General features: G+C 39.2%; 16 protein-coding genes. 11 read left to right on the top strand and 5 right to left on the bottom strand.

What is annotated here, in order from left to right:
- Positions 1-157: 157 nt before the first annotated feature.
- The 6 genes from WNY98_RS08795 (at position 158) to WNY98_RS08770 (ending at position 6,474) form a co-directional block, all read left to right on the top strand.
- On the top strand, positions 158-901 hold the full coding sequence (locus WNY98_RS08795; RefSeq protein ID WP_342877666.1) for a SapC family protein: 744 nt from the start codon (positions 158-160) through the stop codon (positions 899-901).
- Between the two features lie 10 nt (positions 902-911).
- Entirely contained in the window at positions 912-1,922 is a 1,011-nt protein-coding gene (locus WNY98_RS08790; RefSeq protein ID WP_342877665.1) for a cupin-like domain-containing protein, read from the top strand.
- A gap of 22 nt (positions 1,923-1,944) precedes the next feature.
- Complete coding sequence (locus tag WNY98_RS08785; protein ID WP_342877664.1) at positions 1,945-3,429, top strand: tryptophan halogenase family protein; 1,485 nt, start codon at positions 1,945-1,947, stop codon at positions 3,427-3,429.
- A gap of 5 nt (positions 3,430-3,434) precedes the next feature.
- Complete coding sequence (locus WNY98_RS08780; protein ID WP_342877663.1) at positions 3,435-4,145, top strand: DUF6445 family protein; 711 nt, start codon at positions 3,435-3,437, stop codon at positions 4,143-4,145.
- A gap of 7 nt (positions 4,146-4,152) precedes the next feature.
- On the top strand, positions 4,153-4,974 hold the full coding sequence (locus tag WNY98_RS08775) for a ThuA domain-containing protein (RefSeq protein ID WP_342877662.1): 822 nt from the start codon (positions 4,153-4,155) through the stop codon (positions 4,972-4,974).
- Between the two features lie 219 nt (positions 4,975-5,193).
- Entirely contained in the window at positions 5,194-6,474 is a 1,281-nt protein-coding gene (locus tag WNY98_RS08770; RefSeq protein WP_342877661.1) for a glycosyl hydrolase family 8, read from the top strand.
- A gap of 143 nt (positions 6,475-6,617) precedes the next feature.
- Here the strand turns inward: WNY98_RS08770 and WNY98_RS08765 are convergent, their stop codons facing one another.
- Positions 6,618-7,592 (bottom strand): SMP-30/gluconolactonase/LRE family protein, encoded by a 975-nt coding sequence (locus WNY98_RS08765; protein ID WP_342877660.1) that lies wholly within the window; start codon positions 7,590-7,592, stop codon positions 6,618-6,620.
- 115 nt (positions 7,593-7,707) lie between these two features.
- On the opposite strand from WNY98_RS08765, the gene WNY98_RS08760 reads away from it, so the two are divergent.
- From WNY98_RS08760 to WNY98_RS08745, 4 genes are all read left to right on the top strand, one after another.
- A complete protein-coding gene (locus WNY98_RS08760) occupies positions 7,708-8,841 on the top strand; it encodes an endo-1,4-beta-xylanase (RefSeq protein WP_342877659.1) in 1,134 nt (377 codons plus the stop codon).
- Between the two features lie 583 nt (positions 8,842-9,424).
- Positions 9,425-11,647, top strand: coding sequence for an endo-1,4-beta-xylanase (locus WNY98_RS08755; RefSeq protein ID WP_342877658.1), 2,223 nt, complete (start codon positions 9,425-9,427; stop codon positions 11,645-11,647).
- Between the two features lie 377 nt (positions 11,648-12,024).
- Entirely contained in the window at positions 12,025-13,026 is a 1,002-nt protein-coding gene (locus WNY98_RS08750) for a 5'-nucleotidase (protein ID WP_342877657.1), read from the top strand.
- 142 nt (positions 13,027-13,168) lie between these two features.
- Entirely contained in the window at positions 13,169-14,092 is a 924-nt protein-coding gene (locus WNY98_RS08745) for an HNH endonuclease (protein ID WP_342877656.1), read from the top strand.
- Positions 14,093-14,262: 170 nt separating this feature from the next.
- On the opposite strand, the gene WNY98_RS08740 is transcribed toward WNY98_RS08745, so the two are convergent.
- Entirely contained in the window at positions 14,263-14,685 is a 423-nt protein-coding gene (locus WNY98_RS08740) for a cupin domain-containing protein (protein WP_342877655.1), read from the bottom strand.
- A 157-nt stretch (positions 14,686-14,842) separates the two neighbouring features.
- Between WNY98_RS08740 and WNY98_RS08735 the strand changes: the two genes are divergently transcribed.
- Positions 14,843-15,991: an endo-1,4-beta-xylanase gene (locus WNY98_RS08735; RefSeq protein WP_342877654.1), complete on the top strand. Its 1,149-nt coding sequence runs from the start codon at positions 14,843-14,845 to the stop codon at positions 15,989-15,991.
- A gap of 96 nt (positions 15,992-16,087) precedes the next feature.
- On the opposite strand, the gene WNY98_RS08730 is transcribed toward WNY98_RS08735, so the two are convergent.
- From WNY98_RS08730 to tkt, 3 genes are all read right to left on the bottom strand, one after another.
- Complete coding sequence (locus tag WNY98_RS08730; RefSeq protein WP_342877653.1) at positions 16,088-17,062, bottom strand: aldose epimerase family protein; 975 nt, start codon at positions 17,060-17,062, stop codon at positions 16,088-16,090.
- A 13-nt stretch (positions 17,063-17,075) separates the two neighbouring features.
- Positions 17,076-17,459: a hypothetical protein gene (locus WNY98_RS08725; protein WP_024593043.1), complete on the bottom strand. Its 384-nt coding sequence runs from the start codon at positions 17,457-17,459 to the stop codon at positions 17,076-17,078.
- A gap of 107 nt (positions 17,460-17,566) precedes the next feature.
- Positions 17,567-19,585 (bottom strand): transketolase, encoded by a 2,019-nt coding sequence (gene tkt / locus WNY98_RS08720; RefSeq protein WP_342877652.1) that lies wholly within the window; start codon positions 19,583-19,585, stop codon positions 17,567-17,569.
- Positions 19,586-19,600: the final 15 nt, after the last annotated feature.

The following is a 19,600-nucleotide window of genomic DNA, read 5'->3' as shown; positions in this document are numbered from 1 at the left end:
GCCGCATTTTGCGGCTTTTTGCGGCTTTTTATTTGCCTAAATTAACCTAGTAATAATAATACCCAGCTGTTATAGTCAATATGAATTTAACTTATTTGTTACATTCGATTCGTAACAGTAAGTAAAGGCACACAACAACAATTGGAGCACACAATCCATGGCCAATCATGCATTATTAAATAATGTTGAGCATCAGCATTTAAAAATAAACCCTGCACGCAGCACACACTTAGGTGACGGAGTTTGGTATAGCGAAACATTTGTGAGCGAATTTAGAGTCGCTCAAGCACATTATCCAATATTTTTTACCAAGGACGATACAACAAATACATTTTCGCCGGTGTGTTTGTACGGCATAAATAAAGACGAAAATTTATTTTTAGTAAACCAGCAATGGCAAGCACACTACATTCCGTTAAGTATGCAGCGACTGCCTTTTGCTATTGCTACTCAAAATACAATGCAAAACGGTGTAGCAACGCAAGAGCGCATGCTTAGCATTGATTTAGATTCACCAAAAGTATCAACAAAGCAGGGTATTAACTTATTTTTAGAACACGGCGGGAATAGCGATTATCTCGAAAACGTAATAAATGTGCTCGACAACCTGCATCATGGTTTACAACAAAACCAGCCCTTTATTAAAACCTTAATTAAACATGGTTTACTTGAGTCGGTATCCCTAGAGCTTGATTTAGTAAACGGGATTAAACATAACTTACTCGGCTTTTACACCATAAACGAAGACACGCTTAACCAACTAAGTAGCGATGCAATTGCGCAGCTGCACTCGCAAGGGTATTTAGCGTGTATATACATGGTCATTGCCTCGCAAGTACATGTACGTGATTTAGTCGCGCTTAAAAACGAGCAACTTATGCTACAAAAGCACGCTGTGTAAGTGCTTAACTATGGAAAATTTAGAAAATAAAATTCAAACGCTGAGTGGCTTAACTCCCAGCACCTTGCCCAAAGAGTTTTTAAACTCGTCTGTGCCTATTGTACTAAAAGGGTTTGTAAGCGATTGGCCCCTCGTTATTGCCGCTAAAGAATCTGATGCAGCTGCAATTGATTATTTAACACCGTTTTACGAAGGTTTTTTAGTTAATACTTGCACAATACCCGCCAGTCAAAGCGGGGTTGTAGGGTATAACCCCGATATGAGCGGTTTTAACTTTACTAATCAACAAGCGGCATTTATTAGTGCGCTTGAGCAAATAATGCAAAGTGCAAATAACCCACAAGCCGACACTTTATACATTGGCTCAACTAGCATTGCACAGTGCTTACCTGGTTTGGTTAATCACTGCCACGTTAACGCATTAAACGAAGGCTGTTTATTTAATGTATGGGCAGGCGGAAAAGTTACCGTACCAGCACATTACGACGTAGCGCAAAATTTAGCATGTTGCGTTGCAGGTAAAAGGCGTTTTACTTTATTTGCCCCCGATCAAATAGACAATTTATATATAGGTCCGCTTGATAAAGCACCCGGTGGTCAGCCAATAAGCTTAACCACTACAACTGCACCTAACTTTGAGCAGTTTCCTAAGTTTGAGCAGGCAATAAAAGCGGCAATTACCGTTGATCTTGAAGCCGGCGATGCCCTTATATTGCCCAGCATGTGGTGGCACCAAGTAGAGGGGCTTGGCAGCTTAAATATACTGTTTAATTATTGGTTTAAAAATACGCCTGCGGTTTATGGTCAGCCTACTAATGCGTTGCACCTTGCTATTTTAAACATACGTAATTTACCAAAGCATGAGCGCGCAGCATGGCAACGTTTGTTTAATTACTACGTATTTTCCGATAACGAATTTACTTACATCCCAGAGCCTGCACAGGCTATTTTAGCAAAGCCAATGGATGAGCTTGCAGCGCGTAAATTAAGAGCCGAATTACAAAATAAATTAAGACGCTAAGCGTACTTGTAAGGTTTGAAATATGAATCAAAATGCAATTAAAAAAATCGTAATAGCAGGTGGCGGAACCGCCGGTTGGATGTGTAGCGCTGCAATGGCAAAGCTACTAGGTAAAAATATTGAAGTGTTCTTAGTTGAATCCGATTTAATTCCTACCGTAGGGGTCGGGGAGTCAACTATTCCTACGCTGCATATATTTCATGATTTACTAAAAATCAGCGAATCAGAATTTATGGCAGCCACTAACGCCACGTTCAAATTAGGCATATCGTTTGAGGGTTGGAAACAAAACCAACAAAGCTACTTTCACTCATTTGGTTATGTTGGACAAGGCTGTTGGGCTGCAGGTTTTCAGCACTTTTGGCTAAAAGGTATGCAACAAGGTGTTGCAGCCGATATTGGCGACTATTGCACAGAGCACGTAGCAAGTCGCTTGGGTAAATTTGCCGTAGTGCCGAATCAAGACCGTAACCATGCTTATCAGTTAGATGCCGGTTTGTACGCTAAATTTTTACGAAATTTTGCAGAGCAAAACGGCGCTAAACGTATAGAAGGCATGATAAGCAAAGTTAATTTAGAGCCCACCAATGGCTTTATAAAATCGCTTACTTTAGTTGACGGGCAAATTATTGAGGGCGATTTATTTATAGATTGCACCGGCTTTAAAGGTTTATTAATAGAGCAAGCGCTACACACCGGATACGAAGATTGGAGCCATTGGCTCCCGTGCGACAGTGCCGTTGCAGTACAAACAGAATTAGTAAGCCCAATAGTGCCATACACACGTGCAATGGCGCATAAATGTGGTTGGCAGTGGCAAATACCGCTGCAAAGCCGCCGTGGTAATGGTTTTGTGTTTTGCAGTAAATACATGAGCGATGATGAGGCCAAAACAGCGCTCCTCAATAACGTAGAAGGCAAACCTATTAATGAGCCGCGCGTTATTAAATACCGCACCGGTACACGGCGTAAACATTGGAACAAAAACTGTGTTGCTATTGGCTTAGCAAGCGGTTTTATTGAACCGCTGGAATCAACCAGTATTCATTTAATTCAGCAAAGCATTATAAGATTAATGCAAAACATGCCAACCAAAGCAATCGAGTCGTGCTATCAAGATGACTTTAATAACAAAATGCGCTTTGAAGCCGAAAACATTCGCGACTTTATTGTGCTTCATTACTACGTAACGCAGCGCACCGACAGCGACTTTTGGCGTTACTGTAAAAACATGCCAATTCCAGAGTCGCTTGCCAAACGCATTGAGCTATTTAAGCAAAGTGGGCATGTATATAAAGTAGAGCAAGAGCTATTTGGCGAAGCATCGTGGTTACAAGTGATGTTAGGGCAAGGTCTACTGCCGCAAAATTATCACCCAATTGTAGACAGTATGAGCGATGATGAGCTTAAACGATTTTTAGAATCAATAAAAAATCATGTGGCTAAAAAAGCAAATAGCTTACCGAGTCACATTGATTTTATTAATCATTATTGCAAGGCTAAGTAAGTATTATGCTAACACTTGGCAATAACTTACAGCCGCAATATGAGTTTATAGGGCAAGAGCAAACGCCAATTATTATAATTGACGACTACCTAAGTGTGCCGCAAAAACTTATAAACCTAACGCAAAGTGCTGCTCAAAGTAATGGGGAGTTTAAACCCGACGAACTCACTCAATACCCAGGTTTACGCATGCCGCTGCCAAAGCAATGTGTGGTTGATTACCTAAAGCCTCTTATACAGGGGTTTTATAACGTATTTAACATTGGGCAAACACTTACCCCATACCCAAAAGATAATACCCTATCGTTAATTACTAAAACGGAGCGGCAGCTATCACCAATACAAACCTTGCCACACTTTGATACAAACGATCCAAACTTAATTGCCATTATTCATTACCTTGGAGAGGGAGCGCACGGCGGCACTGGATTTTTTAGACATAAAAAAACAGGGTTTGAAACAATAAGCTCAAAGCGCAAAAACACGTATTTAACATATGCTCAGAAGTACCTTGAATTAGATAATGCAAAGCCTAGTTATTGCACCACACAGCACAGTGAATTTGAGTGCTATAAGCACATAGAATATAAGTCAAATAGACTTATTGTGTTTCCTGGGTATTTGCTGCACACCAGTTTACTTAATACATCTACCGATATTTCGTCGTGTCCACAAACAGGGCGGCTAACGGCTAATATGTTTGTTCATTTTAAATAGGATTACTATGTCTTGTTCTTTACCTAGATTCGCATATAAAGGTTGGCTATTAAGCTTTGTTGTATTGGCGCTGAGTATGGCAACAGTGCAAAAAAGTCATGCTACAGGGTTTGATACCCTCCCTAAAAAGCAATTTAATGTGCTGCTATTTACAAAAACTGCAGGGTGGCACCATAAGTCGCAAACCGAAGGCGTTAAAGCGCTAGAAGGCTTAGCCGATAAGCACTTTTTTAACTTAATTTGGCACGAAGAAAGCCATTATTTTAACGACGATTACTTAAAAAATGTTGATGTAGTGGTATTTTTATCAACCACGGGCGATATTTTAAACCCAAAAGAGCAAGCCGCGCTTGAGCGATTTGTAAAAGCAGGCAAAGGCTTTGTTGGCATTCATAGCGCATCAGATACCGAATACGATTGGCCGTGGTATCAAAAGTTGGTGGGGCGCACCTTTAACATTCATCCTGTTATTCAAACTGGTGTATTAAGTAAAGTGCCTAATACTCGCTTTATTGGCTTAAACCATATGCCGCCGGAGATGCTTTGGACAGACGAGTGGTATGAGTTTGGGCCAGAGCTCACTAAGTTAAACTACTTACTCACGGTTGATGAGCAAAGTTACAACCCAACTGCCGATTGGGGTAATAACAAAACAAGCTCAGGTATGGGGGCGTTTCATCCTATTTCGTGGTATCACAATTACGATGGAGGTCGATCATTTTATACAGCCCTTGGGCATACTAATGCGGTGTATAAAAGTGAGTTTTTAACCGAGCATATTTATGGCGGAATTTATTGGGCTGCAACGGGTAAAGGGTTAAAAAAGTAGCAATTAATAAATAACTAATAAATACGCTTTTTAGCACAATTCATGTCGATTCAGGCTACTTTTTTAAGCGGCCTTTTATATTTAAGCATTTCTTAAGCACCTCACACATTTCTCTTAGTTTATAAAACAGATAAATAGTTTTGAGAATACCTTGATCAAATGGTCAAAAAGACTATATTAAATTTGCACGCTAATATAATTCAAATAAAGAGGATAAACATGAAAGTATTTTTTAAAATAACAACTTTATTGTTAACACTAATAAGCTATAAATCACTTGCTGCATTTAATAATAACCCATCGAGTGTAGGCGCCGACAGTTCAGGGGCATACCGTAACCTCGCACAAGAAATGGGTAAAACAAACATACAACAAAAGGTGAATAGTACTTTTGACAATATGTTTGGCTATAACAATACACAACAACTTTACTACCCGTACACCGAAAACGGTGTTTATAAAGCACACTACATAAAAGCAATAAACCCTGACGAAGGCGACGATATAAGAACAGAAGGGCAATCGTGGGGAATGACCGCTGCTGTCATGCTTAATAAACAAGAAGAATTTGATAACCTATGGCGCTTTGCAAAAGCGTATCAAAAAAATCCAGACAACCACCCTGATGCTAAAAAACAAGGCGTTTACGCGTGGAAACTAAAGCTTAATCAAAACGGCTTTGTTTATAAAGTAGATGAAGGCCCCGCTCCGGATGGCGAAGAGTACTTTGCTTTTGCACTACTTAATGCCTCCGCTCGTTGGGGTAATTCGGGGGAGTTTAACTACTACAACGATGCAATTACCATGTTAAACACAATTAAAAATAAGCTGATGGAAAACCAAATAATCCGCTTTTCGCCTTATTTAGATAACTTAACAGACCCTTCTTACCATATACCTGCGTTTTACGACTACTTTGCTAATAACGTAACTAACCAAGCAGACAAAACTTACTGGCGACAAGTAGCCACAAAAAGTAGAACCTTACTCAAAAACCATTTTACAAAAGTAAGTGATAATCCGCATTGGAACTTACCTACATTTTTATCGCGCTTAGATGGCAGCCCTGTTATTGGCTACATTTTTAACGGCCAAGCAAACCCAGGTCAATGGTATGAATTTGATGCATGGCGCGTAATTATGAATGTGGGTTTAGACGCGCATTTAATGGGTGCTCAAGCGTGGCATAAAAATGCAGTTAATAAAGCACTTGGCTTTTTAAGTTATGCAAAAACAAACAACAGTAAAAACTGTTACGAGCAAGTGTATTCGTACGGTGGTGCGCAAAACAAAGGCTGTGCAGGCGAAGGTCAAAAAGCCGCGAATGCAGTAGCGTTACTTGCTTCAACAAATGCTGGGCAAGCAAATGAATTTTTTAACGAGTTTTGGTCTTTATCGCAACCAACCGGTAGCTACCGTTACTATAATGGTTCGTTATATATGTTAGCTATGCTGCATGTATCGGGCAATTTTAAGTTTTATAACAACACGTTTAATTAAAATAACGGTGCTTAAGTAGCAAAAACCTAAGTAGTAAAAGCTTAGGCAGCAAAACCTCGATAATAAAAAACCGGTGTAACCAAGTTACACCGGTTTTTGTGCTTAACTAATAAACTTAACTTTCTCTTTAATAAGTTGCTTAACTAATTAGCCAAACCAGCTATTTTTACATCAAGTGTAAATAACCCCTTAGCGGTAGTTATTAATAACGTTTTTCGGTTTTTACCACCAAAGGCAAGGTTGGTTACATTAGGGCCCAGTTCAATTTTATCGATAAATGCACCTTCTGGCGTATAAATATTAATAACGCCTTTTTTGTGGCTGCTAACGTAAATATTGCCAGCGGAGTCTACTTTTAGGCCATCGGGCGAGGTTACTTTAATAAAGTCTTCGCGCGGTAAAATATCACCGTTTTCATCAATAGTGTATTTGCTGACGCGGTTACTAAAGTCGCCAACATAAAGGGTACGTTGATCGGGCGAGAGCGCAACACCGTTGGGCTTTTCAAGCGTAGCGTCAATTAAACTAAGTGTGCCCGTATTACTTAACTTATACACGCCGGTATAAGGCATTTGTTGAGTGCGTTCGCCTATTTGCCAGTTAGGATCGGTAAAAAATATATCGCCATTTTTATGCATAGTCATATCGTTTGGCGAGCTAAAGCTTAGCCCATCAAATTCGCTAACTATTACGGTATTAGTTTTACTTTTTATATTAATTTTAGAAAGCGACTGCGTACTATGGTTAAGCGTATAGAGGCTCTCTCCTTTGGCATACAATCCGTTTGTACCACTGTGTTTTAAATAAGTGGTGAGAGTATTGGGCAGCACTAATTTATAAATGGTGGAATCAGGGCCAAGTGCTTGCGAGCTTGCAAAGTTCATTTCTGAAAAATAAAACGCATTGTCTTGGCTTGACCACGTTGGGCCTTCTAAAAATAAAAGCTCGTCACTAACAAGTGTGGGTTTTACGCCCTTTATTAATGGCGACTGCTCATTGCTTGGGTTGTTTACAGCGTTTAACAAAGGCGGGTTTTGAGGTTGTTGTGCCAGCGCTGCCTTATTAAAACAGAGCATTAATACAACTAAGCTTAGTATTTTTTTGTGTGTTTTTAGCATGGACGTTTACTCAGGTTTGTTTAATTTATAATTAATGGTCATTTTGACTATATCATTTATTTTTTTCGTTGTATGATATTTATCGAAAATAATAACGATTCAACGGAGCACACACATGCATAAAAAACACACACTCAGCCTGCTTTTACTTGCAGGGTCATTAAGCGTAAACGCTGCACAAGACCAAGCTCTTAAAAACACCTTTGCAGACTCATTCAAAATGGGGGTTGCTGTAAACCAAGATATAGTGACAGGCAAAAACGCAGCCGCGCAGTTAATTATTGCTAAGCAATTTAATACAGTCACTCTTGAAAACGCCATGAAAGCAGAAGTAATTTACCCGCAGCAAGGTAAGGTCGATTTTAGTGGTGCAGATGCGTTTATAGATTTTGCTAAGCAAAATAACATGTTTACCGTAGCCCACACCTTAGTGTGGCATAACCAAACGCCTGACTGGTTTTTTACAAATAGTAAAAATGAGCCAAATACCCCAGCAGAGCAATTAGAGCAAATGCGCAAACACATAGAGCTTGTAGCAGGGCGCTATAAAAACAAAGTAGATGCGTGGGATGTAGTTAACGAAGTGATTGCTGATGATGGCTCTTATCGCCCAACTGTGTGGGTTAACCGCGTAGGCGATGGCGATACTATGGTAAAAGCCGCGTTTAAATACGCCCAGCAGTATTCACCTAATACCGAGCTTTACTACAACGATTTTAATGCATGGCGACCAGAAAAAAGAGACGGCATTATACGCATGATCAAAATGCTGCAAAAAGAAGGTATCCGCATTGATGGCATTGGCATACAAGCGCATTGGGGGCTTAACTTTCCTAAAATGCAATACATTGAAAAAGCCATCGATGCATATGCCGCACTGGGTATAAAAGTGATGATCACCGAGCTTGATATAGACGTCCTGCCTTTAACAAAAGAAGGGCAAATTACCGGCACCGATATGATGAAACCACAGTTTCAGCTAGAAGAGTTTGAAACCTACCTCGACCCTTACAAAAATGGCTTGCCGAGCGATGTAGAGGTGCAACTAAACGCCCGTTATAAAGCCTTGTTTGAATTGTTTTATGCAAAGCGCGACAAGATAGACCGCGTAACCTTTTGGGGATTACACGATGGTATGTCGTGGAAAAACGACTACCCAATCCCAAACAGAACAAACTACCCATTACTATGGGATCGTAATTTAAACCCTAAGCCAGTTATTAAAACCATTGCTGATGTAGTTAAGTAAATCGCATTGTGTAGTCAAAGCCGAGTATTTTTAAATACTCGGCTTTTTTTGTTTGCAAATTTTTATATGGAGGCAAATAAAAGTCATTTTACTAAGCGATGAGCTGGTAAACCTTGATCTTACCTAAGTAATACAAGCACAAGTATCACTTACACCTTCTATTTAATTATTTTTATCAGACTCAAATTAAACTCAAAGCATACTCAATATGAAACGGGTCAAATTTTAGCCTTGATCCTTATTGTTAATTAGACTATAACGATGTTGGTTTTAGGTTAATTTTATGATTGCATATTCACACACACGATATAAAACAATAAATTTTAATTTAAACCTTAACTATAACTCAATGATTTTAAATTTATATTTGTACCTTTGTACAAAGTAAATATTAACGTTTGAAGAGATATTAAAATAATAAATATAAATGACTGTTTGTTTTTCTAATTAGTTGTAGTCATGTTGAATAATAGATTTTGATGATGCAGTAGAAATACTCTTATCATATTTTATTCACTCAAATGGCTTTACTGCACCTAGTTTAAAAACAACTCATTTATTGCTTTAGTCTAAGGAATAAAAAATGAATAAATCGATTTTTCGTAACACCGGATTAGTGACCTTAGTATCACTATTAATGGCGTGCGGGGGGGATAATAAAGATACACCGGTGCCTGAACCTATACCGGAAGTAGTAGCCCCTGATACTCCAGCGCCTGAAGCGCCAATAGCAGCTGAAATAGCAAATGGTGGGTTTGAAGAAGACACTACAGGGCAAACAACGCCCGTCGGAAATTGGGTATTTAGACCAGATCAAGAATCAAGCGCTACTTCTACTATAGAGATAATTGAATCGCAAGAAGGCGTTAATACTTACAAAGGCACCAAAGCAGCTGAGGTTATTGTTAATACATTGGGTGACAACCCTTGGGGAATTGAAATAGCTTATGAAGACATTCCTATCACTGGAGGTAAAAATTACGAGTTTAGTGTTTGGGCCAAAGGTGAAGAAGGAACCAGTGCCGATTTTTGGATTCAAACACCTGCGCCAGATTATGGCCAACTTAGCCTAGTAAAAGAAACACTCACAGGCGAGTGGCAAAAAATAACATTAACAGCCGCAACAGCCGAAGTTGACTCTTTAGTTAGGCTGGCAATTCACTTTTCAAAAGAAGAGAACATTAACAAGTCTATTTACCTAGACGAATTTTCAGGCTTTATTTTAGACGATGTACCAGCAGAAGAAATACCTGATGTTCAATACAGCGAAGTGACAGCACAAAGTTTAAAAGCATTAGCACCTAATTTTAATATTGGTGTAGCTGTTCCTGCGGGTGGATTTGGTAACAGCATAATAGACAGACCAGAGATTAAAACGATTATTGAACAACACTTTAATCAGCTCTCTGCTGAAAACATTATGAAGCCTACCTATTTACAACCAACCCAAGGTGAATTTTTTTACGATGATTCTGATGAGCTAGTTAACTACGCCAAAGACAACTCACTCACGGTACATGGTCATGTTTTTGTGTGGCACTCGCAAATTGCGCCTTGGATGCAAAGTTTTCAAGGTGATAAAGCCGCGTGGATAACCATGATGGAAAATCATATCACTCAAGTTGCCACTCATTTTGAAGAAGAAGGTGATAACGATACGGTAGTTAGCTGGGATGTAGTTAACGAAGCGTTTATGGAAAATGGTAAATACCGTGGTGAAAAAACCACAAACGACAGCGCTGACGAATCTGTTTGGTTTGAAAATATAGGCGCTGAATTTTTGTCTTTAGCCTATAAAGCAGCAAGAGCAGCCGATCCTGATGCCGACTTATACTATAACGATTACAACCTGATTTGGAATGCAGATAAATTAGATGCTGTTATCAATATGGTTAACGATTTTCACAACAATGGCGTGCCTATTGATGGTATAGGGTTTCAATCTCATATTTCACTTAACAGTCCTGATATTTCAACCATTCAGGCACATCTCCAAAAAGTGGTCGATATTCGCCCTAAAATCAAAGTAAAAATTACCGAGCTAGATGTTCGTATGAACAACGAAGGCGGCATTCCTCTAACTTACCTAACCAGTGAAAGAGCGGATGAACAAAAGCAGTACTACTACGATATTGTTAAAACATACTTAGAAACGGTACCTGAAGATCAACGCGGTGGCATTACAATTTGGGGCGTAATTGACGAGGATAGCTGGTTACAAAACTGGCCAGAGCCGACAATAGAATGGCCGCTGTTATTTTTTAATGACTTTACTGCAAAGCCTGCCTTGCAAGGATTTGCTAATGCATTAAAAGAGCTAATTGAAGTAGCTGAACCAGCACCTTCATCAGAGCTGCTAACTAATGGCGACTTTGAAGCCGGACTTGATTCATGGCAAGCCCGTGGTAGTGCAAGTGTAACTCTTGAAACAACCCAAGCCCACAGTGGCAATAATAGCGCTTTAGTACAAGGGCGAACTGAAACGTGGAATGGGTTACAAAAGGATGTAAAAGGCTTATTTACAGCAGGTAAAACGTATAACGTATCTGCGTGGGTTAAGTTATCTGACGACAGCACAACAGTGTCGCCAGGAATAAAACTCACGCTACAAATAGAGCACACTAGCACCGAGTACCTTGAGCTTACCCCCGTCACTACCGTTAACGCGGGTGACTGGGTACAGCTTTCGGGCACTTACACACATTCAATCACAACGCAGGAAAGCGCCGCTTTACTTTATGTTGAGTCAAGTGAACTCACTGCAGATTTTTATGTAGATGATGTATCGGTCACTTTGGTTGAATAATAAACCTAGCTAAAAGTAATTAACCTCAGATTAAATAGTCTGTATTTTTATACAGACTATTTTTTTGCGCGGGCTTTTTTGTTTTACTTAAAACGAAGCAAGTTAAGCAAAGTGTAATGTGTAGTCAAAGCTGGATATTTTTAAATACTCGCTTTTTTAGAAAATTTTCACAAAGAAAAAAGAATGAGAAAAAATGAGGAGTATAGAGTCATTCTCGATCGTTATAAATGAATAGAGTAGGTTAAGGTTTATATTGAGCAATACATTTTGTCATTTTGTACTAATATAGGTAATTGACTTTTTATATGCTTTTATTAAATGGTAAGCAAAGTTCCGTTAATAAAGCAGTTAATTTTCTAAATTCTCTGGAGGCCAAATTGGCAACTACATTTGAAAAAACCCTAGTAATTGGTATCTCGGCTACTGCTTTGTTCGATTTGACAGATTCTGACAAGTTATTTGAGCAGGAGTTTTCTAAAAACCCTCATAAAGGGATGGAAACTTATAAAAAACATATGATAGAAAACGAAGATTTACCTTTGGAGGAGGGTGTTGGTTTTCCCTTAGTCAAAGCATTGTTAAGTCTAAACTCTTATCAAGAAAATGGTGAAAAGCCACTTGTTGAAGTTGTTATAATGTCTAGGAATAGTCCAGAGACTGGTATTCGAGTATTAAAAGCAATAAGAACACATGATTTAAATATTACAAGATCAGCTTTTACTGCTGGTGAGTCGAGTGCCGATTATTTAGACGCTTTTGAAGTAGATCTTTTTCTGACAACAAATCAACTTGATGCGCAAAAGGTTATTGATAGTGGGTCTTGCGCATCAGCTGTGTTGTCTATTCCTCCGACTTATAAATGTAGTATACCCGATGGACAAGTTAGGATTGCATTTGATGGGGATGCAGTGATTTTTGATGAAAAAAGTGAGCTTGTTTATAAAAATGACGGTATGACTGCATTTCATGAGAATGAAGATAAATTGCAAGATACTCCAATGAGTGAAGGACCATTTGCTAAGTTTCTTATTAAATTAGCAAGATTACAAGATCGCCTACCAATGAGTGTAGAATTATCACCTGTCCGTATTGCAATTGTTACGGCAAGAAATAGCCCATCAGAGATGCGAGTTATTAAAATATTACGAAGTTGGGGAGTTTATGTTGATGAAGCTTTTTTCTTAGGTGGTGTGGAGAAAAGTAATATATTAAAAGCTTTTAGGGCTCACATATTTTTTGATGACCAAGATGTACATCTCGAACATTCTTCTAAGTTTGTTCCTTGCGGGAAAGTTTTATATAAAACAGATTCTGAACTAAATAAATTAAAAAAAGAGGAAAAATATAGAATTAAAGCCACTGGTAAAGGTGAAAACTAGGAAGGTATCTAAGTCGACAGGTGATAGTTAGTATTGATGTGCGAATATACTTCGTTCGTATTATCGTATAGGAAAACATTATTTTAATTTTTCTAATCAAATTTTTTAGCGTTAAGCATATTAGTAAATATTTGGAGTAACAATGGAATCAAAATTGAGTGATTTCTTATTAGATAAAATGTCAATGACTGAAATTTATCAGCCTGTAATAATCAAAGAGCTACTTAACAATAATGGTAAACGTACAAAGACTGACCTTGCTGTTGCGTTAGCTAGATATGACTTATCAATTCTTGAATATTATAAAAAAATAGTAATGAGATGGCCTAAAGATACTCTTACTAAGCACTGTGTTGTAAGGTATGAAAGAAAAAGTGAAACCTTTTTATTAAATTCTAATTTTGTTGATTTAAATAATTCAAATAAAGAAACTGAAATATGTGAAAAAAAAATAGCTAGCTGGATTTATAAAAAGAATAATATAGAACGCTCTCCTCAAGTCAATACATCGATTAGGTATAGAGTTTTAAAGCGCTCGAATGGCAAATGTGAGCTGTGTGGAATTTCAAAATCACTTCGTCCTATTGATATCGATCATATTGTTCCTCAGTCATTTAAAAATAAAAATGGAAAGGTTGAAAAAGATGGCGTATTGATTGATGTTAACTCAGAAGAAAATTTACAAGCGCTTTGTTATAAATGTAATCGAGCAAAGCGAAATACTGACGATACTGACTTTAGAAGGACTAAAAAGTTAGTTAGAGATAATATTCCAGATATCATCATTAAGGATGGCAGAGAACCGAAAGTTAAAGCCCTCAAAGGCAATAAGTTACTTTTAGCGCTGAATGAAAAACTAATAGAGGAGCATTCAGAGTATATCTCTGAATCGGATAATACTAAGTCAGTAGAGGAGCTTGCTGATATGTATGAAGTTATTGTCTCTTTAGCTAAACTAAAGGGATATAGCCGTAAAGAGTTCTTAAAGGTAGCTGAGTTTAAAGCATTAAAAAATGGAGCCTTTGACAAAGGATACTTTTACGAAGGTGATGTGACTAAAATATAAAAAGCCAAATCTTGATTTATTTAGTCATTACTAAGAAACAATATATTATAGTAAGAAAGACAGCCTGATCTAATATCAGGCTGTTTTATTTCCTCTAAAAGCGAAGCGCCTCTTAACCTCTTTGTGCATAATTCACTTAATCTATTTCACTAAAAACTAAAAAATCAAACCTACTTAGCCTGATATCTCACTACCACAAATTTAAGCGGCACATCGCCGTTGTTATAAATACCGTGTAGGTCATTAGGGGCTGCAAATAAAATATCTCCGGTGAATGCTGGTTGGCTTTTACCATTGAGCGTCCAGGTACCTGAGCCCTCAAGAATCATTAAGTATTCTTCATCGGGATGCTGGTGGGCGGGATGTATTTCGTTATTAGGTTTAATAACCGCAACGCCCGTAATAGCGCCTTTGGTGAGTGGTGTATCGCCGTAAAAGTAGGTATGAAAATCACCGCCTTCGTAGTGAGTAATGTGCGCGTCTTTTTGACTTACAATAGCTGATGTAAGTAGTGTGGGTTTATCTGCTGCGCTGACAGGTAATGCAAAAATGGCTGCGGCTGTTAGTGATAAGGTGGTTGTTATTTTTTTCATGTGTGTCCTTGCTAATTTTGTTGCTAGTAAAGTGTGTGATTAAGGAATGTATGCTGTGTTATTTTTGTTCAGTCTATTTTAATAAAACGTTGTTGTCAAAAGGACTATATGGTGTTAAGTTTACGTTGCACACTAAAAAACACACAACAGGTACATCATGCATAAAAATAAACTTACGATTGCTATTTTATTAGGAATGTCGAGCCTTGCAATTGGCTGTAATGACTCAGCAGAGCAAAGTAAACCGACATTAAAATCGCAAAAAGCGCCGGAGCAATTAACGCTTAAAGCGCAATTTAAAGACCACTTTAAAATAGGTACAGCGATTAGCCGCGACCAAATATTAGGGGCTTTGCCTGAAGATTTAAATGTGGCTAAAGCGCAATTTAATACCTTTACGCCAGAAAACTCAATGAAGTGGGAGCGTATACACCCAGAGCTAGAAACGTATGACTTTGAAGCTGCTGATGCGCTAGTTGAGTACGCACAAGAGAACAACCAAGAGTTAGTTGGGCACACATTAGTGTGGCACTCGCAAACCCCTGACTGGGTTTTTGAAGACGACCAAGGCGAGCCGCTTACCCGCGATGCATTACTTAAGCGTATGCAAAACCATATTAATGCTGTTGCAGGGCGCTATAAAAACCGCATTTTTGCATGGGACGTGGTAAACGAAGCACTTAACGAAGACGGCACACTGCGTGAATCTAAATGGAGCACCATTATTGGTGACGACTTTATAGAATACGCGTTTAAATACGCTAAGCAGGCAGCACCTAATGCCAAGTTATATTACAACGATTACAACTTGTATAAGCCAGAAAAAAGAGCCGGTGCAATTGCGCTTATTAAAAATTTGCAAAGCAAAGGTATTCAAATTGATGGTATTGGTATGCAAGCGCATTACTCGCTTGATAACCCAGAGCTTTCGTTATTGGAAGACTCTATTGTGGCATACGCAGCCACTGGCATTGATGTGATGATAACCGAGCTTGATATTTCGGTATTACCGTTCCCTGAAGGTGAAGAGCAAGGCGCTGACATTTCGTTAGATATTGCGCTACAAGAGCGCTTTAATCCATACCCAGATGGTTTACCTAGTGAAGTAAACACCCAGTTAGGTGAGCGCTATAAAGCCGTGTTTAACATACTTAAAAAGCATGACGATAAAGTAAGCCGCGTTACATTTTGGGGCATAAGCGATGCACGCACTTGGCGAAACGATTGGCCAATGCAAGGGCGCACCGATTACCCATTATTAATTGACCGTGAGCTAAAACTTAAAAGCTTTGTAAGCGATTTATAATAGTAAAAAACATTTAACCTCCCGTAAAGGATCGCCTAATAGCGATCCTTTTTTGGTTTTAAGCGCTTAAAATAGCTATTTTTGATAGGTTTATTATTAAGATTTCAAGTTAGTTAAGCAGTAACTAATATGCGTTTGCAAAGGCACTTGTGGTGTTAAATAGCTAAATGGGAAGTGTGGGTTATTAGGGCTGTCGGGGAAAAATTGGGGTTCTAGGCATATACCGTCGTATGCATTAAACGGAGTTTTTAAATGCTGCCCTGTATAAACCTGAATGGCAGGGTAGTTAGAGAATACACTCAGCACTAGTTTTGTATCGGCGCTTGTAAGCATCGCGTGTTGTTTATTGGTTTGCAGGTTAAGTGTTTGTTCGGTTACAAAGTTATGATCGAGCTTATCGGTTTTATTAAGCACCCGCGCATTTGTGTAGTCAAAAGTGGTATTTGCTACAGGCGTTATTAAACCTGTGGGAATGGCGTTTGTATCTACGGGGGTATAATACGCGCCGGCCAGTTTTAATGTATGCCCTTGTGCGCTGTTAGTAATGCCATTTAAATTAAAATATGGGTGTGCTGTTGGCCCTGCAATGGTTTTTTTATTACTGGTAATTGTAAATTTAATATCAAGATTACTGTGGCTTTTACTGTTAGTGGTAAAGGTATACAGCACGTTAAATGTAGTTTTACCTGGGTAGCCGTTGTATCCATCGGGTAGGGTAATACTTAAACTTAATGCATTTTTGTGATGATAATCGAGCTGCCAAAACAAGTCGCTTAATGCTTTTTGGCCGCCGTGAAGTTGGTTTACTCCTTCGTTTTTATTAAGTGCATAGGCTTTATCATCAATGTTTATTCGGGCGTTACTTAGCCTGTTTGCATAAGGACCGGCTATAGCGCCCAAGTAAAACGTGTCGTTTAAATAATCATTAATATTAGAATAGCCAAGTACAATATTTCGTTTTTTATTATCAATATGGGTAACCCAGCTGGTAAGCCGGGCACCGTAGTTAATAATAGAAATAGTGTCGTTTACCTCATTACTTAGTGTGTATTGAATAAGTGAAGCTCTCATTGTGGTTACTCTTTTAATTGTTCGTTCTAGCTTTTTTAATTTCTTCTTTTACGATTGGGTACAGATCGTAAGTTGGGTAAAACTCAGTGCTGTAAGCTTTCCAACCATAACGTTCAATCGATAAGTTTACTTTAGGTAACAACGCTGCCGGAAAGCGCAAAGTGACTACTTGCCCTATGCCCATCATTACTTTCCAAGATTCTACCGTTGCGCCCTCTGGCGGAAAATGTTTGTAAAAGTTAGCGTTATTGAGTATTTCTTTTATTTCAGAGAGGTTTTTTGATTGGTCGTGTTTTAAAAAAATCGTTAGCATTAGTTCATCATTTTGCTCGTCATTTGCCCATGCGTTAAAACTAGTACTTGCACTAAAAAGCATAATTAATAGTAAGTATTTCATAGTTCACCTTTGTTGGTTAATTGTAAAAATGCGCCGAGCTTTGGGAGGCTTAGCGCATTAATTGGATAAAGTTTGGATTATTTAGCGCATTACGCGTACTAAATATATTAAGCGTTGGCTTTAATTAACGCTTGCGCGGTGCTCACTACATTTTTGGTGGTAAAGCCAAAATGCTCTAATAACACGTTACCTGGCGCCGATTCACCAAAAGTGCTCATACCAATTACTTTGCCTTGTAAGCCTACATATTTAAGCCAGTAATCTTGGTGTGATGTTTCAATTGCAATACGGTTTGCTACCGAGTTTGGCAATACACTTTGCTTATAATCGTCTGATTGCAGGTCAAACAATGTGGTGCTTGGCATTGATACCACACGCACTGCAACACCTTGTGCTGTCAGCTCTTTTGCGGCTTGCATTGCTAAATCAACTTCAGAACCCGTTGCAATTAAAATAAGCTCAGGCGTTTTACTGCTATCGCTAAGAATATAGCCGCCTTTTTCTATATCGCTAATTTGCTGTGCGCTGCGTGGCTGGTGGTTGAGCCCTTGGCGACTAAAAATAAGCGCAGTAGGTTGCTGCTGATTTTGTATCGCGTTTTTCCACGATACTGCAGTTTCTACTGCATCACACGGGCGCCATGTGACTAGGTTTGGGGTCATACGTAGGTTGGCTAGTTGCTCAATAGGTTGGTGAGTTGGACCGTCTTCACCTTGGCCTATAGAGTCGTGGGTATACACAAATATATTTTGAATACCCATAAGTGCCGACATTCTTACTGCGTTACGGGCATATTCCATAAACATTAAAAATGTAGCGCCGTAATTAATAAAACCACTGTGCAGTGATATGCCATTCATAATGCCGCTCATACCAAACTCGCGCACGCCATAAAACAGGTAATTACCGTTGGCGTCATCTGCGCTTATGCCTTTAGAGCCAGACCACAGCGTTAAATTAGAACCGGCTAAATCGGCAGAGCCACCCAATAACTCTGGTAAGTGCGGGGCAAAGGCTTCAATGGTGTTTTGCGAGGCTTTTCGGCTTGCAATGTTGGCAGCGTCTTTGTTGCACTGTGCAATGTAGTCGTTTGCAATAGCTTCAAAGTTTTCAGGCAAGGTGCGTTTAATTACGCGGCGTTCAAATTCTTTGGCAAGCTCAGGGTGGCTTTTGGTGTAGTCGCTAAACAGTTGTTGCCATTGTTTTTGTTTTTTATCACCGCTTTGTTTAGCGTCCCAATGGGCGTAAATATTATCACTGATACTAAATGCTTTATTTGGGAGGTTTAAAAATTTACGTGCAGCAGTTATTTCGTCATCACCTAATGGCGAGCCATGGCAATCGTGCGAGCCTGATTTATTTGGCGAGCCAAAACCAATCACGGTTTTACAACAAAGTAGAGTAGGTTTATCGCTCACTTGTTTTGCTTGTGCAATGGCGCTGGCAATTTGTTCTGGGTCGTGGCCGTCTATATCTTTTATTACATGCCAGCCGTACGCTTCAAAGCGTTTAGCGGTGTCGTCGGTAAACCAGCCCTCAACGTGTCCGTCGATAGATATACCGTTATCGTCCCAAAAAGCAATAAGTTTACCCAAGCCTAGTGTGCCGGCAAGCGAACATGCTTCGTGCGATATGCCTTCCATTAAACAACCATCACCCATAAAACAGTAAGTGTAATGATCTACAATATCAAAACTCTCTTTGTTAAATTGCGCGGCGAGGGCTTTTTCGGCAATGGCCATACCTACAGCGTTTGATAAACCTGCGCCAAGCGGGCCTGTTGTTGTTTCAACACCTGGGGTATAACCGTATTCAGGGTGGCCTGGGGTTTTTGAATGCATTTGTCTAAATTGTTTAAGCTCGCTTAGTGGTAGTTCGTACCCGCTTAAATGCAATAAAGAATAAATAAGCATAGATCCGTGACCGTTACTGAGTACAAAGCGGTCTCGGTTTGCCCAATTTGGATCGTTTGGATTATGGTTTAAAAAATCGTTCCACAGTACTTCGGCTATATCGGCCATACCCATAGGTGCGCCCGGATGCCCTGAATTTGCTTGCTGTACCGCATCCATGCTAAGTGCGCGAATAGCATTTGCAAAAGGCGCACGAGAAGAAAGCTGAGTCATGTATTACCTCAAATA

This window comes from Pseudoalteromonas sp. AS71 (genome assembly GCF_038900275.1).
In the GTDB taxonomy this organism is placed as follows: domain Bacteria; phylum Pseudomonadota; class Gammaproteobacteria; order Enterobacterales; family Alteromonadaceae; genus Pseudoalteromonas.
Note: the sequence above shows the minus strand (reverse complement) of the source record. Positions and strands in the feature narration are given on the sequence as shown.

Coding starts and splice junctions, on each gene's coding strand:
- WNY98_RS08795 (WP_342877666.1), top strand. CDS start 158: ATGGCCAATCATGCATTATTAAATAATGTTGAGCATCAGCATTTAAAA.
- WNY98_RS08790 (WP_342877665.1), top strand. CDS start 912: ATGGAAAATTTAGAAAATAAAATTCAAACGCTGAGTGGCTTAACTCCC.
- WNY98_RS08785 (WP_342877664.1), top strand. CDS start 1,945: ATGAATCAAAATGCAATTAAAAAAATCGTAATAGCAGGTGGCGGAACC.
- WNY98_RS08780 (WP_342877663.1), top strand. CDS start 3,435: ATGCTAACACTTGGCAATAACTTACAGCCGCAATATGAGTTTATAGGG.
- WNY98_RS08775 (WP_342877662.1), top strand. CDS start 4,153: ATGTCTTGTTCTTTACCTAGATTCGCATATAAAGGTTGGCTATTAAGC.
- WNY98_RS08770 (WP_342877661.1), top strand. CDS start 5,194: ATGAAAGTATTTTTTAAAATAACAACTTTATTGTTAACACTAATAAGC.
- WNY98_RS08765 (WP_342877660.1), bottom strand. CDS start 7,592: ATGCTAAAAACACACAAAAAAATACTAAGCTTAGTTGTATTAATGCTC.
- WNY98_RS08760 (WP_342877659.1), top strand. CDS start 7,708: ATGCATAAAAAACACACACTCAGCCTGCTTTTACTTGCAGGGTCATTA.
- WNY98_RS08755 (WP_342877658.1), top strand. CDS start 9,425: ATGAATAAATCGATTTTTCGTAACACCGGATTAGTGACCTTAGTATCA.
- WNY98_RS08745 (WP_342877656.1), top strand. CDS start 13,169: ATGGAATCAAAATTGAGTGATTTCTTATTAGATAAAATGTCAATGACT.
- WNY98_RS08740 (WP_342877655.1), bottom strand. CDS start 14,685: ATGAAAAAAATAACAACCACCTTATCACTAACAGCCGCAGCCATTTTT.
- WNY98_RS08735 (WP_342877654.1), top strand. CDS start 14,843: ATGCATAAAAATAAACTTACGATTGCTATTTTATTAGGAATGTCGAGC.
- WNY98_RS08730 (WP_342877653.1), bottom strand. CDS start 17,062: ATGAGAGCTTCACTTATTCAATACACACTAAGTAATGAGGTAAACGAC.
- WNY98_RS08725 (WP_024593043.1), bottom strand. CDS start 17,459: ATGAAATACTTACTATTAATTATGCTTTTTAGTGCAAGTACTAGTTTT.
- tkt (WP_342877652.1), bottom strand. CDS start 19,585: ATGACTCAGCTTTCTTCTCGTGCGCCTTTTGCAAATGCTATTCGCGCA.